Genomic DNA, 15,003 nt, shown 5'->3' on the forward strand with positions numbered 1-15,003 from the left:
AGGTAGTCCGTGTTCAATTGCTATGATACAAGATTTCTTAACTAGTCTAAAAGTGCCAACTAAATCACTGGAATATAACCCAGGGCAATGCTTCCTGCTCCTAAGTGGGTTCCAATGACACTACCAAATGTAGCAAGTGAAACATCCGTACCTACTCCAGATTCAAGTAAGTGCTGACGCAATTCCTCAGCCTTTTCAGGGGCATTTCCGTGAATGACAATGATACGGTATTGGCCTGAAGCTGTTGCTTCCTTGATAATCTCAATTAAACGCTTGGTTGCTTTCTTTTCAGTACGAACTTTTTCGTACACTTCAATCACACCTTGGTCATTAAAATAAAGAATCGGCTTAATGCTTAGCAGATTGCCCAAAATCGCAGCTCCATTTGAAAGGCGTCCCCCTTTAACCAAGTGGTCCAAGTCATCCACCATGATGAAAGCAGATGTGTGACTAATCTGAATAGCTAGCTTATCCTGAATAATGGCAAAGTCATCGCCCTGGTCTCGCCAGTTAAAGACACTTTCAACCATGATACCCAGAGGAGCACTTGTGATTAAAGTGTCTGGAAAAGCAATGGTTAAGCCCTCATAGTCATCCACCATATACTGGATATTTTGGTAAAAACCTGAAATTCCAGAAGATAGGAAAAGCCCTAAAGCATGGGTGTAACCTTGTTCTTTGAGCGAAGTTAGAATCTCATCTAACTTGGCAATACTTGGTTGACTGGTCTTAGGCAATTCAGAGGCCTGAGCCATTTTTTGGTAAAATTCCTCAGCAGTCAGATTGATGCCTTCGACATACTCCTCACCATCAATATTGACAGGAATATCCAAAACAAATAAATCTTCTCTTTGCAAGGTATCTGCACTGAGATAGGCAGAGGAATCTGTGATAACAGCTAATTTCATATTAGAACTCCAAATTGATTCCTGGTAAGTCTAATGCAATTTCAGTTACTTCGTAAGTTAAACGGTTGAGCATATTCAAACATGGACGAGCCAAGGTTTCCACTTCTTCTTGGTTCAATTCACTTGGTTCGTTAACAATACGACCATCGATATGGTTCACCTGAGAAATAGTTCCACTGATGACAAATTTATCAAATACAATCATAAAACTCAAGACAACAATCAAGGAAGTCACTTGATTTTCTTGGTCATGTTGAATTAATTGGAAATTCACATCCACCTTAGTTTCAGGAGCTCCATTTTCATTTTCCCATTCAAAATTACGCGCATCAAAATGATACTGACTAACAAATTCTTGTTCACGTTTAAGATTCATGTCTTTCTCCCTTGGCTACAATATTATAAGCTATTGTACCATAATTTTTTATTTTCATCTAGTTTTCTAAGATTTAGTCAATCCCGATTTCAGCTCGAACTACGTCTGCGATGGTATCAACATAGTAGTCTACTTCTTCTGTTGTAGGCGCTTCTGCCATAACACGCAAAAGGGGCTCTGTTCCACTTGGGCGTACTAGGATACGGCCATTCCCTGCCATTTCTTCTTCCATCTTCTCGATGATAGCCTTAATAGCTGGCACTTCCATAGCCTTTTCCTTCATGGCATTTTCCACTCGGATATTGACTAATTTTTGTGGATAGATGGTTACTTCTGCTGCCAACTCTGACAAGCTCTTACCAGTTTCCTTCATGATTCTAGTCAATTGAACAGCAGATAATTGGCCATCACCTGTTGTATTGTAGTCCATCAAGATGACGTGACCAGACTGTTCACCACCGAGGTTGTAACCTGATTTTCTCATTTCTTCAACAACGTAGCGGTCGCCAACTGCAGTGACTGCCTTGTTAATGCCTTCACGGTCCAAGGCCTTGTGGAAACCAAGGTTGGACATAACAGTTGTCACAATTGTATTTTGAGCCAATTGTCCTTTTTCAGAAAGATATTTCCCGATGATGTACATAATTTTGTCACCATCAACGATATCACCATTCTCATCAACAGCAATCAAACGGTCACTGTCTCCGTCAAAGGCCAAACCGATAGCTGAGTCACTTTCTTTGACCACTTCTTGAAGGGTTTCTGGGTGGGTTGAACCAACATTAAGGTTGATGTTAAGACCATCTGGTGTTTCCCCGATAACAGTTAATTGAGCACCAAGATCTGCAAAGATTTGACGGGCACTTGTAGAAGCTGCACCATTGGCTGTATCCAAGGCAACCTTCATTCCATCAAGAGGAGTTCCAGTTGAAACAAGGTAGCCTTCATACTTACGCAAGCCTTCTGGATAATCTACCAAGGTTCCCAAGCCTTCTGCACTTGGACGTGGCAGAGTGTCTTCTGCAGCGTCTAGCAAGGCTTCAATTTCTGCTTCTTTTTCGTCATCTAGTTTGAAACCATCACCACCAAAGAACTTAATTCCATTATCAAGGGCTGGGTTATGGCTAGCAGAAATCATGACACCTGCACTGGCTCCCTCAGTTTTTACCAAGTAAGCTACTGCTGGTGTTGCAAGGACACCAAGTTTGTAGACGTGAATCCCTACAGAGAGGAGACCTGCCACCAAGGCAGATTCTAACATTTCCCCAGAAATACGTGTATCACGTCCTACAAAAACTTTCGGTGCTTCCGTTTCATGTTGGCTAAGAACATAGCCTCCAAAACGTCCTAGTTTAAAGGCCAATTCTGGCGTTAATTCTACGTTAGCTTCTCCACGGACTCCATCAGTCCCAAAATATTTACCCATTTTTATAAAATCCTTTTCCTATTTTTAATTCGTTTTTGAACTAGTTGCTTTCGTTGACGAAGATGTCTCCGACGAACTGCTTGTAGTTGAATTTGATGTGTTTGAACTTGTACCCACAGGTTTTGTAGTGACCTTCATTGTCGTATCAAATGGAGTAATCACCGCTGGTAAGACAACACCATTACGGTCGATTGCCTGCAAAGGTACTGAACCACTGTAATTACCTGTTATGCGTTCGCTGGTTGGTAAAAGCGCAATAATACGATCAATTTTAGCTAGTGTTTCTTGGTCAGTTGTGACAGAGACCCGTTCATTTGACACGGTTACACTATCAATTTGTAGCTTGGGATCAATCTGGCTTTGGTCAACTTGTGGCACAACAATCATCCCATCTCGCTTAACCTTCTTCCCAACTTTCACTGTAATCTTTTGAGGCGTTGCCACAGCGGTCAATCCACTTGGAAGATTTTCAATATTCAAGGGAACTTCAATCGTTCCAACACTGGCATCCGTCAAATCAGCAGTTACCTTAAACTTACGAGTGCTCTCCTGCATTTCGCTGGCCAAGGTCACACGATTGGCTCCGGTTAATACCACTGAAACTTCTGATGCAAATCCGCTAATGAAATACTGGTCATCATCATAGTGAATAACGATAGGAACGTTCGTTATCGTATTGGTGTAAGTTTCTGATTTAACCTGCCTTGCGGTATTGCTATTTTGAAAGTTGGTTGACGTTGCATAGATAAATAAGACACAAGCAAAAAAGAGAGATGAAATGATATATAGACTATTTTTTCTCATATTTCCAACCTCCTAACAAACGGTCCTTGAAACTGACTTTTTCCTCAACAGCTGGCAAAAGAATTGCTCGTAGCTCTGCTTCAAATTCTTCAATCGTCAAGTCGTGCTTGAAAACACCGTTATAGGTAATAGAAATGCCTCCTGTTTCCTCTGAGACGATGAAGGTCAAGGCATCGGATACTTCTGACAAACCGATAGCCGCCCGGTGTCTGGTCCCAAATTCCTTGGAAATCCCTGTGCTTTCTGTCAAGGGAAGATAGGCAGAGGTTACTGCTATTCGATTTTCTCTGATAATCACAGCACCATCGTGTAGGGGAGTGTTGGGGATAAAGATATTAATAAGGAGTTCTGCCGAAATTTTGGCATCCAAGGGAATTCCTGTCGCGATGTATTCTTGTAAGGTCCGAACTCGTTGAATAGCAACCAGAGCACCAATCTTACGAGGACTCATGTATTCAACTGACTTGACAAAGGCACGAATCATTTTCTCTTCTGCACTAATTTGAGTAGTAGAAAAGAAATCTGTCGCCCTTCCCAAGCGTTCCAAACCAGTCCGAATCTCTGGAGAGAAGATAACAACCGCAGCAATAACCCCATAGGTGATAATCTGATTAATCAACCAAGAAATCGTTGTTAAACCAAGGATATTGGCCACAACCTGGGATAATACAAAAATCACGACCCCACGCACCAAAATCATAATCTTGGTGCCAGCTATCGCTTTTGTAAAACGATATAAAATATAGGCCACAATCAAAATATCAAACACATTGATGGCAATACTCCAAGGACTAGAAAACAAGCTAGTCCAATATTGCAGGTTGGATAATTGTTGAAAGTTCATCTGCTGTCTCCTCTCTGTCCAAACACGTTCCTTTCTATTATACCATTTTTCTGACATTTTTTTCCCTATCCTACTTCATTTTAAATTAAAGAAAAAATATGATAAAATAAACTGATACTCAATGAAAATCAAAGAGCAAACTAGGAAGTTAGCCGCAGGCTGTACTTGAGTACGGTAAGGCGACGCTGACGTGGTTTGAATTTGATTTTCGAAGAGTATGACTAGAAAAAACAAAGGAGAAACCATGTCTCAACTCTATGATATTACCATTGTAGGTGGTGGTCCTGTCGGGCTTTTTGCGGCCTTCTATGCCCACCTACGCCAAGCCAAGGTCCAAATCATCGACTCTCTTCCCCAACTAGGTGGACAACCTGCTATTCTCTACCCTGAAAAGGAAATCCTAGACGTACCAGGTTTCCCAAACCTAACTGGAGAAGAGTTGACCAACCGCTTGATTGAACAGTTAAACGGCTTTGATACCCCTATTCATCTCAATGAAACGGTTCTTGAGATTGAAAAACAAGAAGAAGGCTTTGTAATTACAACTTCTAAAGGAAGTCACCTGTCTAAAACTGTTATCATCGCTATGGGGGGCGGTGCCTTCAAACCACGTCCTCTGGAACTAGAAGGCGTTGAAGACTATGAAAATATCCACTACCACGTTTCCAACATCCAGCAATATGCTGGTAAGAAAGTGACGATTCTTGGTGGAGGAGACTCGGCTGTGGATTGGGCTTTGGCTTTTGAAAAAATTGCACCAACTACCCTTGTTCACCGCAGAGATAATTTCCGCGCCTTGGAACACAGTGTCCAAGCTTTGCAGGAATCTTCTGTGATCATCAAGACACCATTCGTCCCTAGCCAACTCCTTGGAGATGGAAAAACACTCGATAAACTTGAAATCACAAAAGTCAAATCTGATGAAACAGAAACTATTGACCTAGACCACCTCTTTGTCAACTATGGTTTCAAATCTTCTGTTGGTAACCTTAAAAACTGGGGTCTAGACCTCAACCGTCACAAGATTATTGTCAACAGCAAACAGGAATCTAGCCAAGCAGGTATCTATGCTATCGGTGACTGCTGCTACTATGACGGAAAAATTGACCTGATTGCGACAGGCCTCGGAGAAGCTCCAACCGCTGTCAATAATGCTATCAACTACATCGACCCAGAACAAAAAGTACAACCAAAACACTCTACTAGTTTATAGAAAAAGAACCACGAGTCACATAGGATTCGTGGTTTTATAGTTCATCGGCTATCTTGTTAGCTCATATTTTCCCCGTCTTTAACAAAAATAAAAATGCCTATCAAACTGATAAAACATGTGATATAATAGGGACGGCACTAACAATACGCCTTGGAAAAGGAGGTATTACAGATGCTAGAACTTCTCAAAATAGTACTTATCGCAGTCATCGAGAGTATCATCTCATGGCTGGTGACTCGTTGGTTAGACGATCACTTCGACAAGTAACCTTCCTGGTTAGTGCTATCTAACCCAGAAAAAATCCCCTCGGTATTGCAGTACCGAGGGGATTTCTGTTAGCACTAAAATGCTAGAACTTCTCAATTCCCCTTTATTATCTCACATACTCTATTTAATTGTCAAGAAAGAGGTGTTTTATATCTTTATAACTCATCGGCTATCTTGTTAATTTTTCTGAGTCTGTGGTTAACACCACTTTTGGTCAGAGGAGTGCTGAGACTATCTGCTAACTGCTGGATAGAGTAGTCTGGGTGCTGAATCCGCAACTGTGCTACTTCCTGCAAATCCACTGGCAGATTTTCTAAGCCCATGATATCTTTGATTTTACTGATATTGTTGATAGTCTTCATGCTGGCAGAAACTGTCCGAGCAATATTGGCTGTCTCGGCATTATTGGCCCGATTGAGGTCGTTACGAGTTTCTCGCAAAATCTTAACCCGCTCAAAATCATCACGCGCCTGCATAGCTCCGATGACAATCAAGAAGTCCATAATATCTTCAGCTCGCTGGAGGTAGGTCACTGCCCCCTTCTTACGCTCAAGCACCTTGGCATCCAGTAAAAATTGCTGGAGAAGTGAGGCAATCCCTTGCGCGTGGTCCAGATAAACAGAACTGATTTCCAACTGGTACTTGCCTGACTCAGGGTCACGAATGCTTCCATTTGCCAAGAAAGCGCCACAAAGATAGGCACGACCGGCTTCCTCATCCGATAAAATCGCCCCATCAATACCCGTTTCTAGGCCAAAAAAGGAGTCTGCCAAGTGCAAATCACTCAGAAGGTCCTGCACCTTTTCATCTGTAAAAACGGTATAGACCCGATTCTTACGAAGATTACTTCTTTGGTGATGGCGAATTTCTGATTTGATTTCGTAGAAATGGAGAAAGGACTCATAGAGGTGACGAGCCAGTTTGGCGTTTTCTGTCACGACGGACAAGGTCAAGCCCGAAGTCGAGAGACCGATGCTACCAGACATCTTGATAATGGCAGATAATTCATGCCGGCTTAGATGGTGCTGACCTAGAATTTCTTCTTTTACTGCTACTGTGAAACTCATTTTCTCACCTGTATAATCCGCATCAATTCATCCACAATCAAATCTCCATCGTGGAAGGCACCCCCATTTTCCAGACGAAGAAAGTTGGATGAAATCACACGCGGAACTTGCTTACAAAGACCAGCAAAATCATGTTCCACCTGCACCAAATATTCATCAAACCGGTTGGAATTCATGTATTCCTGAGGCACTTTTTCGATATTCACCAAGACAGTGTCGATAAAAGGTCGGCCAAGGTGACGATGCAAGACTTCCACGTGATCACTATCTGTAAAGTGTTCTGTCTCCCCACGTTGGGTCATGATATTGCAGACATAGGCGATTTCTGCCTTGGTTTCCAAAAGCGCTTGCCCGATTTCCTTAATCACGATATTGGGCAAAATAGAGGTAAAGAGGGAACCAGGTCCGAGGACAATCATGTCACTTTCAAGAATAGTCTGCACTACTCGACGACTGGCCAGAGGAGTATCATCGTTGAGGGTATTGGTTACATAGACATGGTCAATCATACCTGGATGGTCTGCAATATGGCTCTCTCCAGCCACCTCTGTCCCATCCTGAAAGACTGCGTGCAGGGTCAAAGGATGGTCACTGGAAGGATAAATCTTTCCAGTTGTATGGAAAAATTTGCTCAATAACTGCATGGCATTATAGGTCGAACCCTGCATCTCTGACAGACCTGCAATAATGAGATTGCCCAATGGATGACCAGCAAAGGCTCCAGCATCCTCAGAAAAGCGGTATTGAAAGACCTTTTCATAAAACTTAGGCATATCCGACATGGCCACAAGGACATTACGAAGATCACCTGGCGGTGTCAATTGCTGCATATTTTTTCGGAGTTCACCTGAAGAACCACCATCATCCGCCACCGTTACGATAGCAGCGATTTCCACATCTTTTTCCCGCAGACTTTTTAGAATGACAGGGATCCCAGTCCCTCCACCAATCACCGTTATTTTTGGTTTTCTCATGAACGGTTTACCGTTTCCTTTCTTCGGTCTTTGTCGCGATGCCCTTCATTAACAGGCCAATTCTTGGATAAGTCCTGCGCCAAGCGTTTAGCAAAGGCCACACTACGGTGTTGTCCACCTGTACAACCCATGGCAATGGTCAAAACGGACTTCCCTTCCTTTTGGTAACTTGGTAAAATCGGCTCAATCAAGGCCAACAAATGCTGATAAAAGTCTTCTGACTCAGGATGGTTCATGACATAATCATAAACTGGTTCATCCACACCCGTTTGGTTTCTCAGTTCTAGAAGGTAATAGGGATTTGGCAAGAAACGGACATCAAAGACTAGGTCCGCATCAATTGGGATTCCATATTTAAAACCAAAAGACATGACTTCGATACGGAAAGACTGGGCTTGCTCTTGATCTGAAAACTGCTCTGCAATGGTTTTACGCAGCTCACGAGGAGTAAGTTCAGTCGTATCCACCACATTTTGACTCATATTTTTCAAAGGCGCCAAGAGCTCACGTTCCAGCTTGATTCCATCCAAAATCCGTCCATCTGCAGCTAGTGGGTGACTCCGTCTGGTTTCCTTGTAACGAGCGACCAATTCTTTATCAGCTGCATCTAAAAAGAGAATTTTGAAGTCCAATTCTTCCTTATTTTCCAACTCATCCAAAACAGCTTGAATCTCTGAAAAGAAAGAACGGCTACGCATATCCACTACCAAGGCCAACTTATGGTCGTCTTCCTTTGTTTCCACCAACTGCAAAAACTTAGGCAAGAGAGCTGGCGGCATATTGTCAATAGTAAAATATCCCAGATCCTCGAAGGACTGAATGGCTACAGTTTTGCCTGCACCACTCATCCCTGTCACAATCACCAAATGAAGTTGTTTCTTTGTCATCTTTTTCTCCTTATATCAAAAGAAGTTTGGCAACACCAAACTTCAACTAGCTTATCCAATCTCTGCGATGACTTCGATTTCGACTTTTACATCACGAGGAAGACGAGCTACCTCCACAGCTGAACGAGCTGGAAATTCCTCTTTAAAGGCCGTTTGGTAAACCTCGTTAAAAGGAACAAAGTCGTTCATATCACTCAAAAAACAAGTTGTTTTGACAACATGGTCAAAGTCAGTTCCTGCCTCTGCCAAAATAGCACCGATGTTTTTCAAGACTTGCTCTGTCTGTTCTTGGATCGTTTCTCCAACGATTTCCCCAGTTTCAGGAGAGAGAGGAACTTGACCACTAGCAAACAAAAGATTGCCTACGATTTTACCTTGAACATATGGTCCGATAGCCTTTGGAGCTTTGTCTGTATGAATTGTTTTTGCCATTTTCTTTTCCTCACAATTTTTCTAAGATTGCATCCCAAGCCTCATCCATCCCTGCCTTGCTGACAGATGAAAAGAGGATAAAGTCGTCACTTGGGTCAAAGTTTAATTTCTTTTTGATTGCTGATTCGTGCTTGTTCCATTTACCACGTGGAATCTTGTCTGCCTTGGTCGCCACAATGATGACTGGAATCTCATAATACTTAAGAAATTCGTACATCTGCACATCATCTGCTGACGGGTCATGACGAAGGTCAACTAGACTGACCACTGCACGGAGATTTTCCCGAGTCGTTAGGTACTCCTCAATCATGCGCCCCCACTTTTCACGTTCCTTTTTAGAAACACGGGCATAGCCATAACCAGGCACATCCACAAAGCGCATCTTATCATCGATATTAAAGAAGTTGAGAAGCTGGGTTTTACCAGGTTTACCTGATGTTCGGGCTAGATTCTTGCGGTTCAGCATGGTGTTGATAAAGCTAGACTTGCCAACATTTGAACGCCCTGCTAGGGCAATCTCTGGCAGTTCATCCTGTGGGTAGTGGGATTTATTGGCCGCACTGAGCAAGATTTCAGCATTGTGTGTATTCAGTTCCATAGTCACCTCTAGGCTGTTTCCAAGATTGGTTTATCCGTTCCATCGACAGCTTCTTTTGTGATGCGAACCAATTTCACATTTTCCTGACTCGGTACTTCAAACATGACGTCTAGCATGGTTTCTTCGATGATCGAGCGAAGACCACGCGCCCCTGTCTTGCGTTCGATGGCCTTATTGGCAATTTCCTGAAGGGCTTCATCGTCAAATTCCAACTCGACATCATCATAAGAAAGCAAGGTTTGGTATTGTTTAACCAAGGCATTTCTTGGCTCTTTCAAGATACGAACCAAGTCATCAACCGTCAATTGCTCAAGAGCAGCAAAAACAGGCAAGCGTCCAATCAACTCAGGGATAATACCAAATTTTTGAATATCTTCTGCGATGATTTCTTGCATGTAAGAGCTGTTTTCGTCAATCGCTTTATTATTTTGACCAAATCCGATGACTTTTTCACCCAGACGTTGTTTGACAATTTCTTCAATGCCATCAAAAGCACCACCCACGATGAAGAGAATATTTTTGGTATCCACTTGAATCATCTCTTGTTGCGGATGTTTGCGTCCACCTTGAGGCGGCACGCTAGCAACAGTTCCTTCGATAATCTTGAGAAGGGCTTGTTGCACGCCTTCACCAGAAACATCACGTGTGATAGACACGTTCTCACTCTTCTTAGCAATCTTGTCAATTTCATCCACATAGATAATGCCACGCTCTGCACGTTCAATGTTAAAGTCAGCAGCCTGCAAGAGTTTGAGAAGAATATTTTCCACGTCCTCACCCACATAACCAGCCTCGGTAAGAGCTGTCGCATCCGCAATCGCAAAAGGCACATTTAAGCTCTTAGCCAAGGTCTGAGCAAGGAAAGTTTTCCCTGAACCAGTTGGGCCAATCATCAAGATGTTTGACTTCTGCAAATCCACATCTTCTGACTCTTCACGCGTATCGTGGAAATTGATACGTTTGTAGTGGTTGTAAACTGCCACTGCCAAGGCACGTTTGGCACGATCTTGACCGATTACATAGTGGTTCAAGATATGGAGGAGTTCGATTGGTTTTGGAACTTCAGACAAGTCTGCCAAGACTTCTTCCGCCAACTCCTCACGAATGATTTCCTGGGCTAACTCCACACATTCATTACAGATAAAGGCGTTGTTCCCAGCGATTATTTTTTGTACTTCTTCTTGGCTTTTGCCACAAAATGAGCAATAAACCATCATATCATTATTCCTATTTGTAGGCATGATTTCCTTCCGTTCTATTCTATACTGTCATTCTATCTAAAATAAGGTCATGTAAAAAGCATGGATACTATTGACCAAATTGGTAAAGGCATTTAACCAGAGCAGGACAGAAAGTCCATAGCGCTTTTTACGAAAAGCCTGTGCTCCTGCAAGCAAGCAGACCAAACACAGCATGGCTGTGAAAAACCCAAATATACTACGTTCCATTAGACTTCCTTTCTCTTGCGGTATTGGATGGTAAAATCATAAGGATTTTTCTCATCTTTGGTATAAGATTTGCTTGAAACTGTCTCAAAAAGAGATAAGTCAAACTCCTCAGGAAAATAGGTATCTCCCTCCACCCGAGCATGAATGTGGGTCACAATCACTTCATCCAAATAGGACTCAAAAGCCTGAAAAATCTGCTTCCCACCGAGAATGTAGAGATTCTTTTCTTGAACCTGATACCAGTCCAAGACAGACTGGACATCGTGAAAAGTAGCAACTCCATCTATCTTTTCTTCTAGGTTACGTGTCAAAATCAAGGTCTCCCGTTTTGGAAGCAAGCGACGCCCCATCCCATCAAAGGTCACGCGCCCCATCAAGATAGCATGATTCAGAGTTGTTTCCTTGAAATGTTGCAGTTCTGCTGGCAAATGCCAAGGCAGACGATTGTCCTTACCAATCACACCCTCTTCATCCTGGGCCCAAATAGCTACGATTTTCTTAGTCATGCTTCCATCCTTTTCACTGATAGTACTATTTTATCAAAAAACTCAAAAAAAGACTGGTTTGGAATAGCTTACAGAATAGAAAAAAATCCGTAAGAGGCATCCTACAGATTTTTATATGATTATTCTATTTCTTACAAACCAGGTGCTTGTCCAAGTTCTGCCGCAAGCATCCAAACCGTTTTCTCAAGTTCAGCTTTAGCACCAACAAAGATATCGTTTGTCACATCATCACCTTCTTCATCAGTAACATCCAAAGCTTTTTGGAACAGAGTGATGAGATAACGATAAACATCTAGGACACGTTCCAAGCTTTCTTCAACATTACGGTATTCACCAGCTTCTTCTTCGATTTCACTATGTTGAAGGAATTCTGTCAAAGTAGAGAATGGGCTGCCACCAAGTGTAATCAAACGTTCGCTGATTTCGTCAAGATAGCCATCAAGGCTGTCCATGTATTCATCCATTTTTGGATGCCACACAAGAAAACCACGACCGCGCATATACCAGTGTACTTGGTGCAAAGCAACGTGAGCTACGTACAAATCAGCAACAGCTTGGTTCAATACTTCCTTTGTTTTTGCCAATGCTACTGGCGCTACTTTTGTCAATGATGTTACGTCTTTTACTGCTTCTTTTTTCAATTCTACCATTTTATTTTACCTCGTTTATTATTTTTTGTAACCACTTCTTAATGATTACTACCTTAGTATACTACTAAGTAAAACCAATAGCAAGCCAAATGACTCACATGAGAAAAGTTGCAATAGACTGATAATTTAAGAATTTTTTAGAATGAAACCCAGTCACTTTCAATCTCTCTTAACAGAGATAAAATAAAGAAAAGAGCATACAAATGTACACTCTTTTCTCAGTTTTACATCTTAATACCAGACGCTAACATCCACACGTCCTCGAATCCCTTTAAGAGAGTCAGATGAAGTATATTGCCATCCTTTTTCTCCTGAATAATGAGGATTATTCCAATCAAGCGCATCCGTATAAGCTGCAACCCAGTTTACATGTTGTAAAATATCAGGATGATTCAAACGAGTTTGCAAAAGTTGACGATAGCTATAAACTTTCACGTTTTGGTAACCAGCATGCTTCATGGTTTCCATATATTTATTGATAATTTTAACCCAAGTAGCTGTGTCGGTCGGAGCTTTCTTGGTCTTATTTAAATACTCCCAATTTTCAACATCATAGTAGATTGGATAAGACAAGTTCATCTTGTATTTCTTCAAGAGTTCAATAGTCTGCTTAGCATCATTCTCAGCATCGGTCTCATTTTCAGCATAAGTATAAAGGTAAACACCGTAAGGAATTCCAAGCCGGTTTAACTCCTTGATATTATGAGCCAATTCCTTGTCCTCAGTTCCACTATAGCCCAAACGAACAATGACTCCATCTACTCCATTATCATCGATGACTTTTTTCCAGTCACTGATACGACCATTATGTTCACTGACATCGATAACTTTTTTAACTTGATCAGTCCCAACTTGTTCTTCACGATGGTTAAAGAAATAACGTCTGCCATTTCGGTGAACCCAGCCAACATTCAAGTCTTTCTTTTCTTTTAACTCACCTGAGTCAGAAAAAATATAGCGAGCATCATCCATGACTAATTCACCAGTCGCCATAGCACCACTTCCTGTCAAGTAGTAGTTACCCTGCCACTCATCTTTAGCCATGTAACCCCACTTCTTGAAATAATACCACTTTCCGTCTACCTTTTGCCACTCTTGATTAGCATAAGAGCCATCAGATTTGAGATAGAAGTAAGACGAATAGGCTGGATCATAAAGCCATTCATTTTGCATCATGGCACCTTGACCATTTAGGAAATAACTTCCCTGCCATTGACTTTTAGCTAAATAGCCCCATTTTTTAAAATAGTACCATTTACCTCCAACAGAGTGCCATTCCTGGTTAGCATAAGAACCATCGGATTTCAGGTAAAACCAATTCTTATAGGCGTTATCATAAACCCATTCATTTTTGGCCATATAACCACCTGATTTTAGGTAGTAATTGCCCTGCCACTCATTTTGAGCATAACGACCGTCTGACTTAATATAAAACCAAGTCTTGAAGCTAGTATCAAAAATCCACTCACTCTTTGCTTTGGAACCATCAGCCTTTACATAATAATCCCCATCCCAGTGGGCAGAAGCATTGGTCTTTACTCCTGCGCTCGTTTGAGTTTTATTAGAAGACTGATTTTGCTCTGAACTACTTGAAGCAGTCGTTGTATCCTGCGAAGTTTTTGCCACTTCAGTTTCATTCGCAGCGACATAGCTAGTTGCCAATCCTAGTAAACAGATACTTGCTAATCCAATTTTTCCAATCTTTGTTTTCAATCTTTCCTCTCCTATAAAAAATGGAACAGACATCTCAATGCTGTTCCACCTAGCTTTTGCTACTGATTATTTTACAAAGTCAAGCAAAGCCAAGAAGCTTTCTGCTTCAAGTGACGCACCACCTACAAGGGCACCGTCAACGTCTGGGCAAGCCATGTATGAAGCAACGTTTTCAGGTTTAACAGAACCACCGTATTGAACACGAACTTTGTCTGCCACTTCTTGACCGAAGTCAGCAGCTACAACGTCACGAACAACTTTACACATTTTTTGTGCGTCGTCTTGTGAAGCTGATTTACCAGTACCGATAGCCCAGATTGGTTCGTAAGCGATAACTGATGCAGCAACTTGTTCAGCAGTCAATCCAGCCAATGCAGCAGATACTTGAGCACCTACGAATTCAGCAGCTTTACCAGCTTCGTAAGTTTCAAGTGACTCACCACAACAGATGATTGGAAGCATACCGTTTGCAAAGATTGCTTTTGCTTTTTTGTTGATATCTTCGTCAGTTTCATGGAAGTAGTCACGGCGTTCTGAGTGACCGATAACAACGTAGTCAGTACCGATTTCTTTCAAAACTTGTGGGCTTGTTTCACCAGTGAAAGCACCTGCATTTTCAAAGTAGCAGTTTTGAGCAGCAACTTTAAGGTTTGAACCTTTTGCAGCAGCAAGAACCGTTGTCAAATCAAGAGCTGGAGCTGCGATACCTGCTTCAACAAGATCTGATGAAGGAAGTTTTGATGCAACTGCTTCAACGAATGCTTTAGCTTCTTCTGGATTTTTGTTCATTTTCCAGTTACCAGCGATAAATGGTTTACGTGACATTTCACATACCTCTTTTTTCAATTTATTTTCTATTTATTTTATCACAATTATACACAGCTTGCAAA

General features: G+C 41.8%; 17 protein-coding genes. 1 reads left to right on the top strand and 16 read right to left on the bottom strand.

The genetic code is table 11. From position 1 onward, the window contains the following. Positions 1-59: 59 nt before the first annotated feature. From MK480_RS07800 to cdaA, 5 genes are all read right to left on the bottom strand, one after another. Positions 60-908 (bottom strand): DegV family protein, encoded by an 849-nt coding sequence (locus MK480_RS07800; protein ID WP_261150671.1) that lies wholly within the window; start codon positions 906-908, stop codon positions 60-62. A gap of 1 nt (position 909) precedes the next feature. After that, complete coding sequence (locus MK480_RS07805) at positions 910-1,284, bottom strand: DUF1149 family protein (RefSeq protein WP_001050081.1); 375 nt, start codon at positions 1,282-1,284, stop codon at positions 910-912. Positions 1,285-1,357: 73 nt separating this feature from the next. Continuing rightward, positions 1,358-2,710, bottom strand: coding sequence for a phosphoglucosamine mutase (gene glmM / locus MK480_RS07810; RefSeq protein WP_268707483.1), 1,353 nt, complete (start codon positions 2,708-2,710; stop codon positions 1,358-1,360). Positions 2,711-2,734: 24 nt separating this feature from the next. Further along, positions 2,735-3,514 carry a CdaR family protein gene (locus MK480_RS07815; protein WP_060627759.1) on the bottom strand — a complete coding sequence of 260 codons (780 nt, stop codon included), beginning with the start codon at positions 3,512-3,514 and terminating at the stop codon, positions 2,735-2,737. Next, the gene (cdaA, locus tag MK480_RS07820; RefSeq protein WP_268707484.1) at positions 3,501-4,358 is read right to left on the bottom strand and encodes a diadenylate cyclase CdaA; all 858 of its coding nucleotides are present in this window, start codon (positions 4,356-4,358) and stop codon (positions 3,501-3,503) included. The genes MK480_RS07815 and cdaA overlap by 14 nt, the downstream gene beginning before the upstream one ends. A 244-nt stretch (positions 4,359-4,602) precedes the next feature. On the opposite strand from cdaA, the gene MK480_RS07825 reads away from it, so the two are divergent. Next, complete coding sequence (locus MK480_RS07825; RefSeq protein WP_033681527.1) at positions 4,603-5,571, top strand: NAD(P)/FAD-dependent oxidoreductase; 969 nt, start codon at positions 4,603-4,605, stop codon at positions 5,569-5,571. Positions 5,572-5,993: 422 nt separating this feature from the next. Here MK480_RS07825 and whiA read toward each other — a convergent pair whose 3' ends face one another. The 11 genes from whiA to tpiA all read right to left on the bottom strand — a co-directional run bounded on the left by whiA (position 5,994) and on the right by tpiA (position 14,938). Beyond that, positions 5,994-6,905 carry a DNA-binding protein WhiA gene (whiA, locus tag MK480_RS07830; protein WP_049511938.1) on the bottom strand — a complete coding sequence of 304 codons (912 nt, stop codon included), beginning with the start codon at positions 6,903-6,905 and terminating at the stop codon, positions 5,994-5,996. Next, positions 6,902-7,879 carry a YvcK family protein gene (locus MK480_RS07835; RefSeq protein WP_001231075.1) on the bottom strand — a complete coding sequence of 326 codons (978 nt, stop codon included), beginning with the start codon at positions 7,877-7,879 and terminating at the stop codon, positions 6,902-6,904. The genes whiA and MK480_RS07835 overlap by 4 nt, the downstream gene beginning before the upstream one ends. Further along, on the bottom strand, positions 7,876-8,766 hold the full coding sequence (rapZ, locus tag MK480_RS07840) for an RNase adapter RapZ (RefSeq protein WP_261014958.1): 891 nt from the start codon (positions 8,764-8,766) through the stop codon (positions 7,876-7,878). The genes MK480_RS07835 and rapZ overlap by 4 nt, the downstream gene beginning before the upstream one ends. 51 nt (positions 8,767-8,817) lie before the next feature. After that, positions 8,818-9,198, bottom strand: a complete 381-nt coding sequence (locus MK480_RS07845) for a RidA family protein (protein WP_001140420.1) — start codon at positions 9,196-9,198, stop codon at positions 8,818-8,820. A gap of 10 nt (positions 9,199-9,208) precedes the next feature. Continuing rightward, positions 9,209-9,796 (bottom strand): ribosome biogenesis GTP-binding protein YihA/YsxC, encoded by a 588-nt coding sequence (yihA, locus tag MK480_RS07850; protein WP_000422605.1) that lies wholly within the window; start codon positions 9,794-9,796, stop codon positions 9,209-9,211. A gap of 8 nt (positions 9,797-9,804) precedes the next feature. Continuing rightward, positions 9,805-11,037 (bottom strand): ATP-dependent Clp protease ATP-binding subunit ClpX, encoded by a 1,233-nt coding sequence (gene clpX / locus MK480_RS07855; RefSeq protein WP_012972566.1) that lies wholly within the window; start codon positions 11,035-11,037, stop codon positions 9,805-9,807. A 36-nt stretch (positions 11,038-11,073) separates the two neighbouring features. Further along, positions 11,074-11,244, bottom strand: coding sequence for a hypothetical protein (locus tag MK480_RS07860; protein ID WP_000442260.1), 171 nt, complete (start codon positions 11,242-11,244; stop codon positions 11,074-11,076). Beyond that, entirely contained in the window at positions 11,244-11,750 is a 507-nt protein-coding gene (locus MK480_RS07865; protein ID WP_024475379.1) for a dihydrofolate reductase, read from the bottom strand. Before MK480_RS07865 ends, MK480_RS07860 begins: the two co-directional genes overlap by 1 nt. A gap of 131 nt (positions 11,751-11,881) precedes the next feature. Further along, a complete protein-coding gene (locus MK480_RS07870) occupies positions 11,882-12,400 on the bottom strand; it encodes a Dps family protein (protein WP_000229886.1) in 519 nt (172 codons plus the stop codon). Between the two features lie 231 nt (positions 12,401-12,631). Continuing rightward, positions 12,632-14,146, bottom strand: a complete 1,515-nt coding sequence (lytC, locus tag MK480_RS07875; protein ID WP_268707485.1) for a choline binding-anchored murein hydrolase LytC — start codon at positions 14,144-14,146, stop codon at positions 12,632-12,634. Positions 14,147-14,179: 33 nt separating this feature from the next. Then, complete coding sequence (gene tpiA / locus MK480_RS07880) at positions 14,180-14,938, bottom strand: triose-phosphate isomerase (protein WP_000087893.1); 759 nt, start codon at positions 14,936-14,938, stop codon at positions 14,180-14,182. Between the last annotated feature and the right edge of the window lie 65 nt (positions 14,939-15,003).

The organism is Streptococcus mitis (assembly GCF_026782895.1).
Classification (GTDB): Bacteria; Bacillota; Bacilli; order Lactobacillales; family Streptococcaceae; genus Streptococcus; species Streptococcus mitis_CB.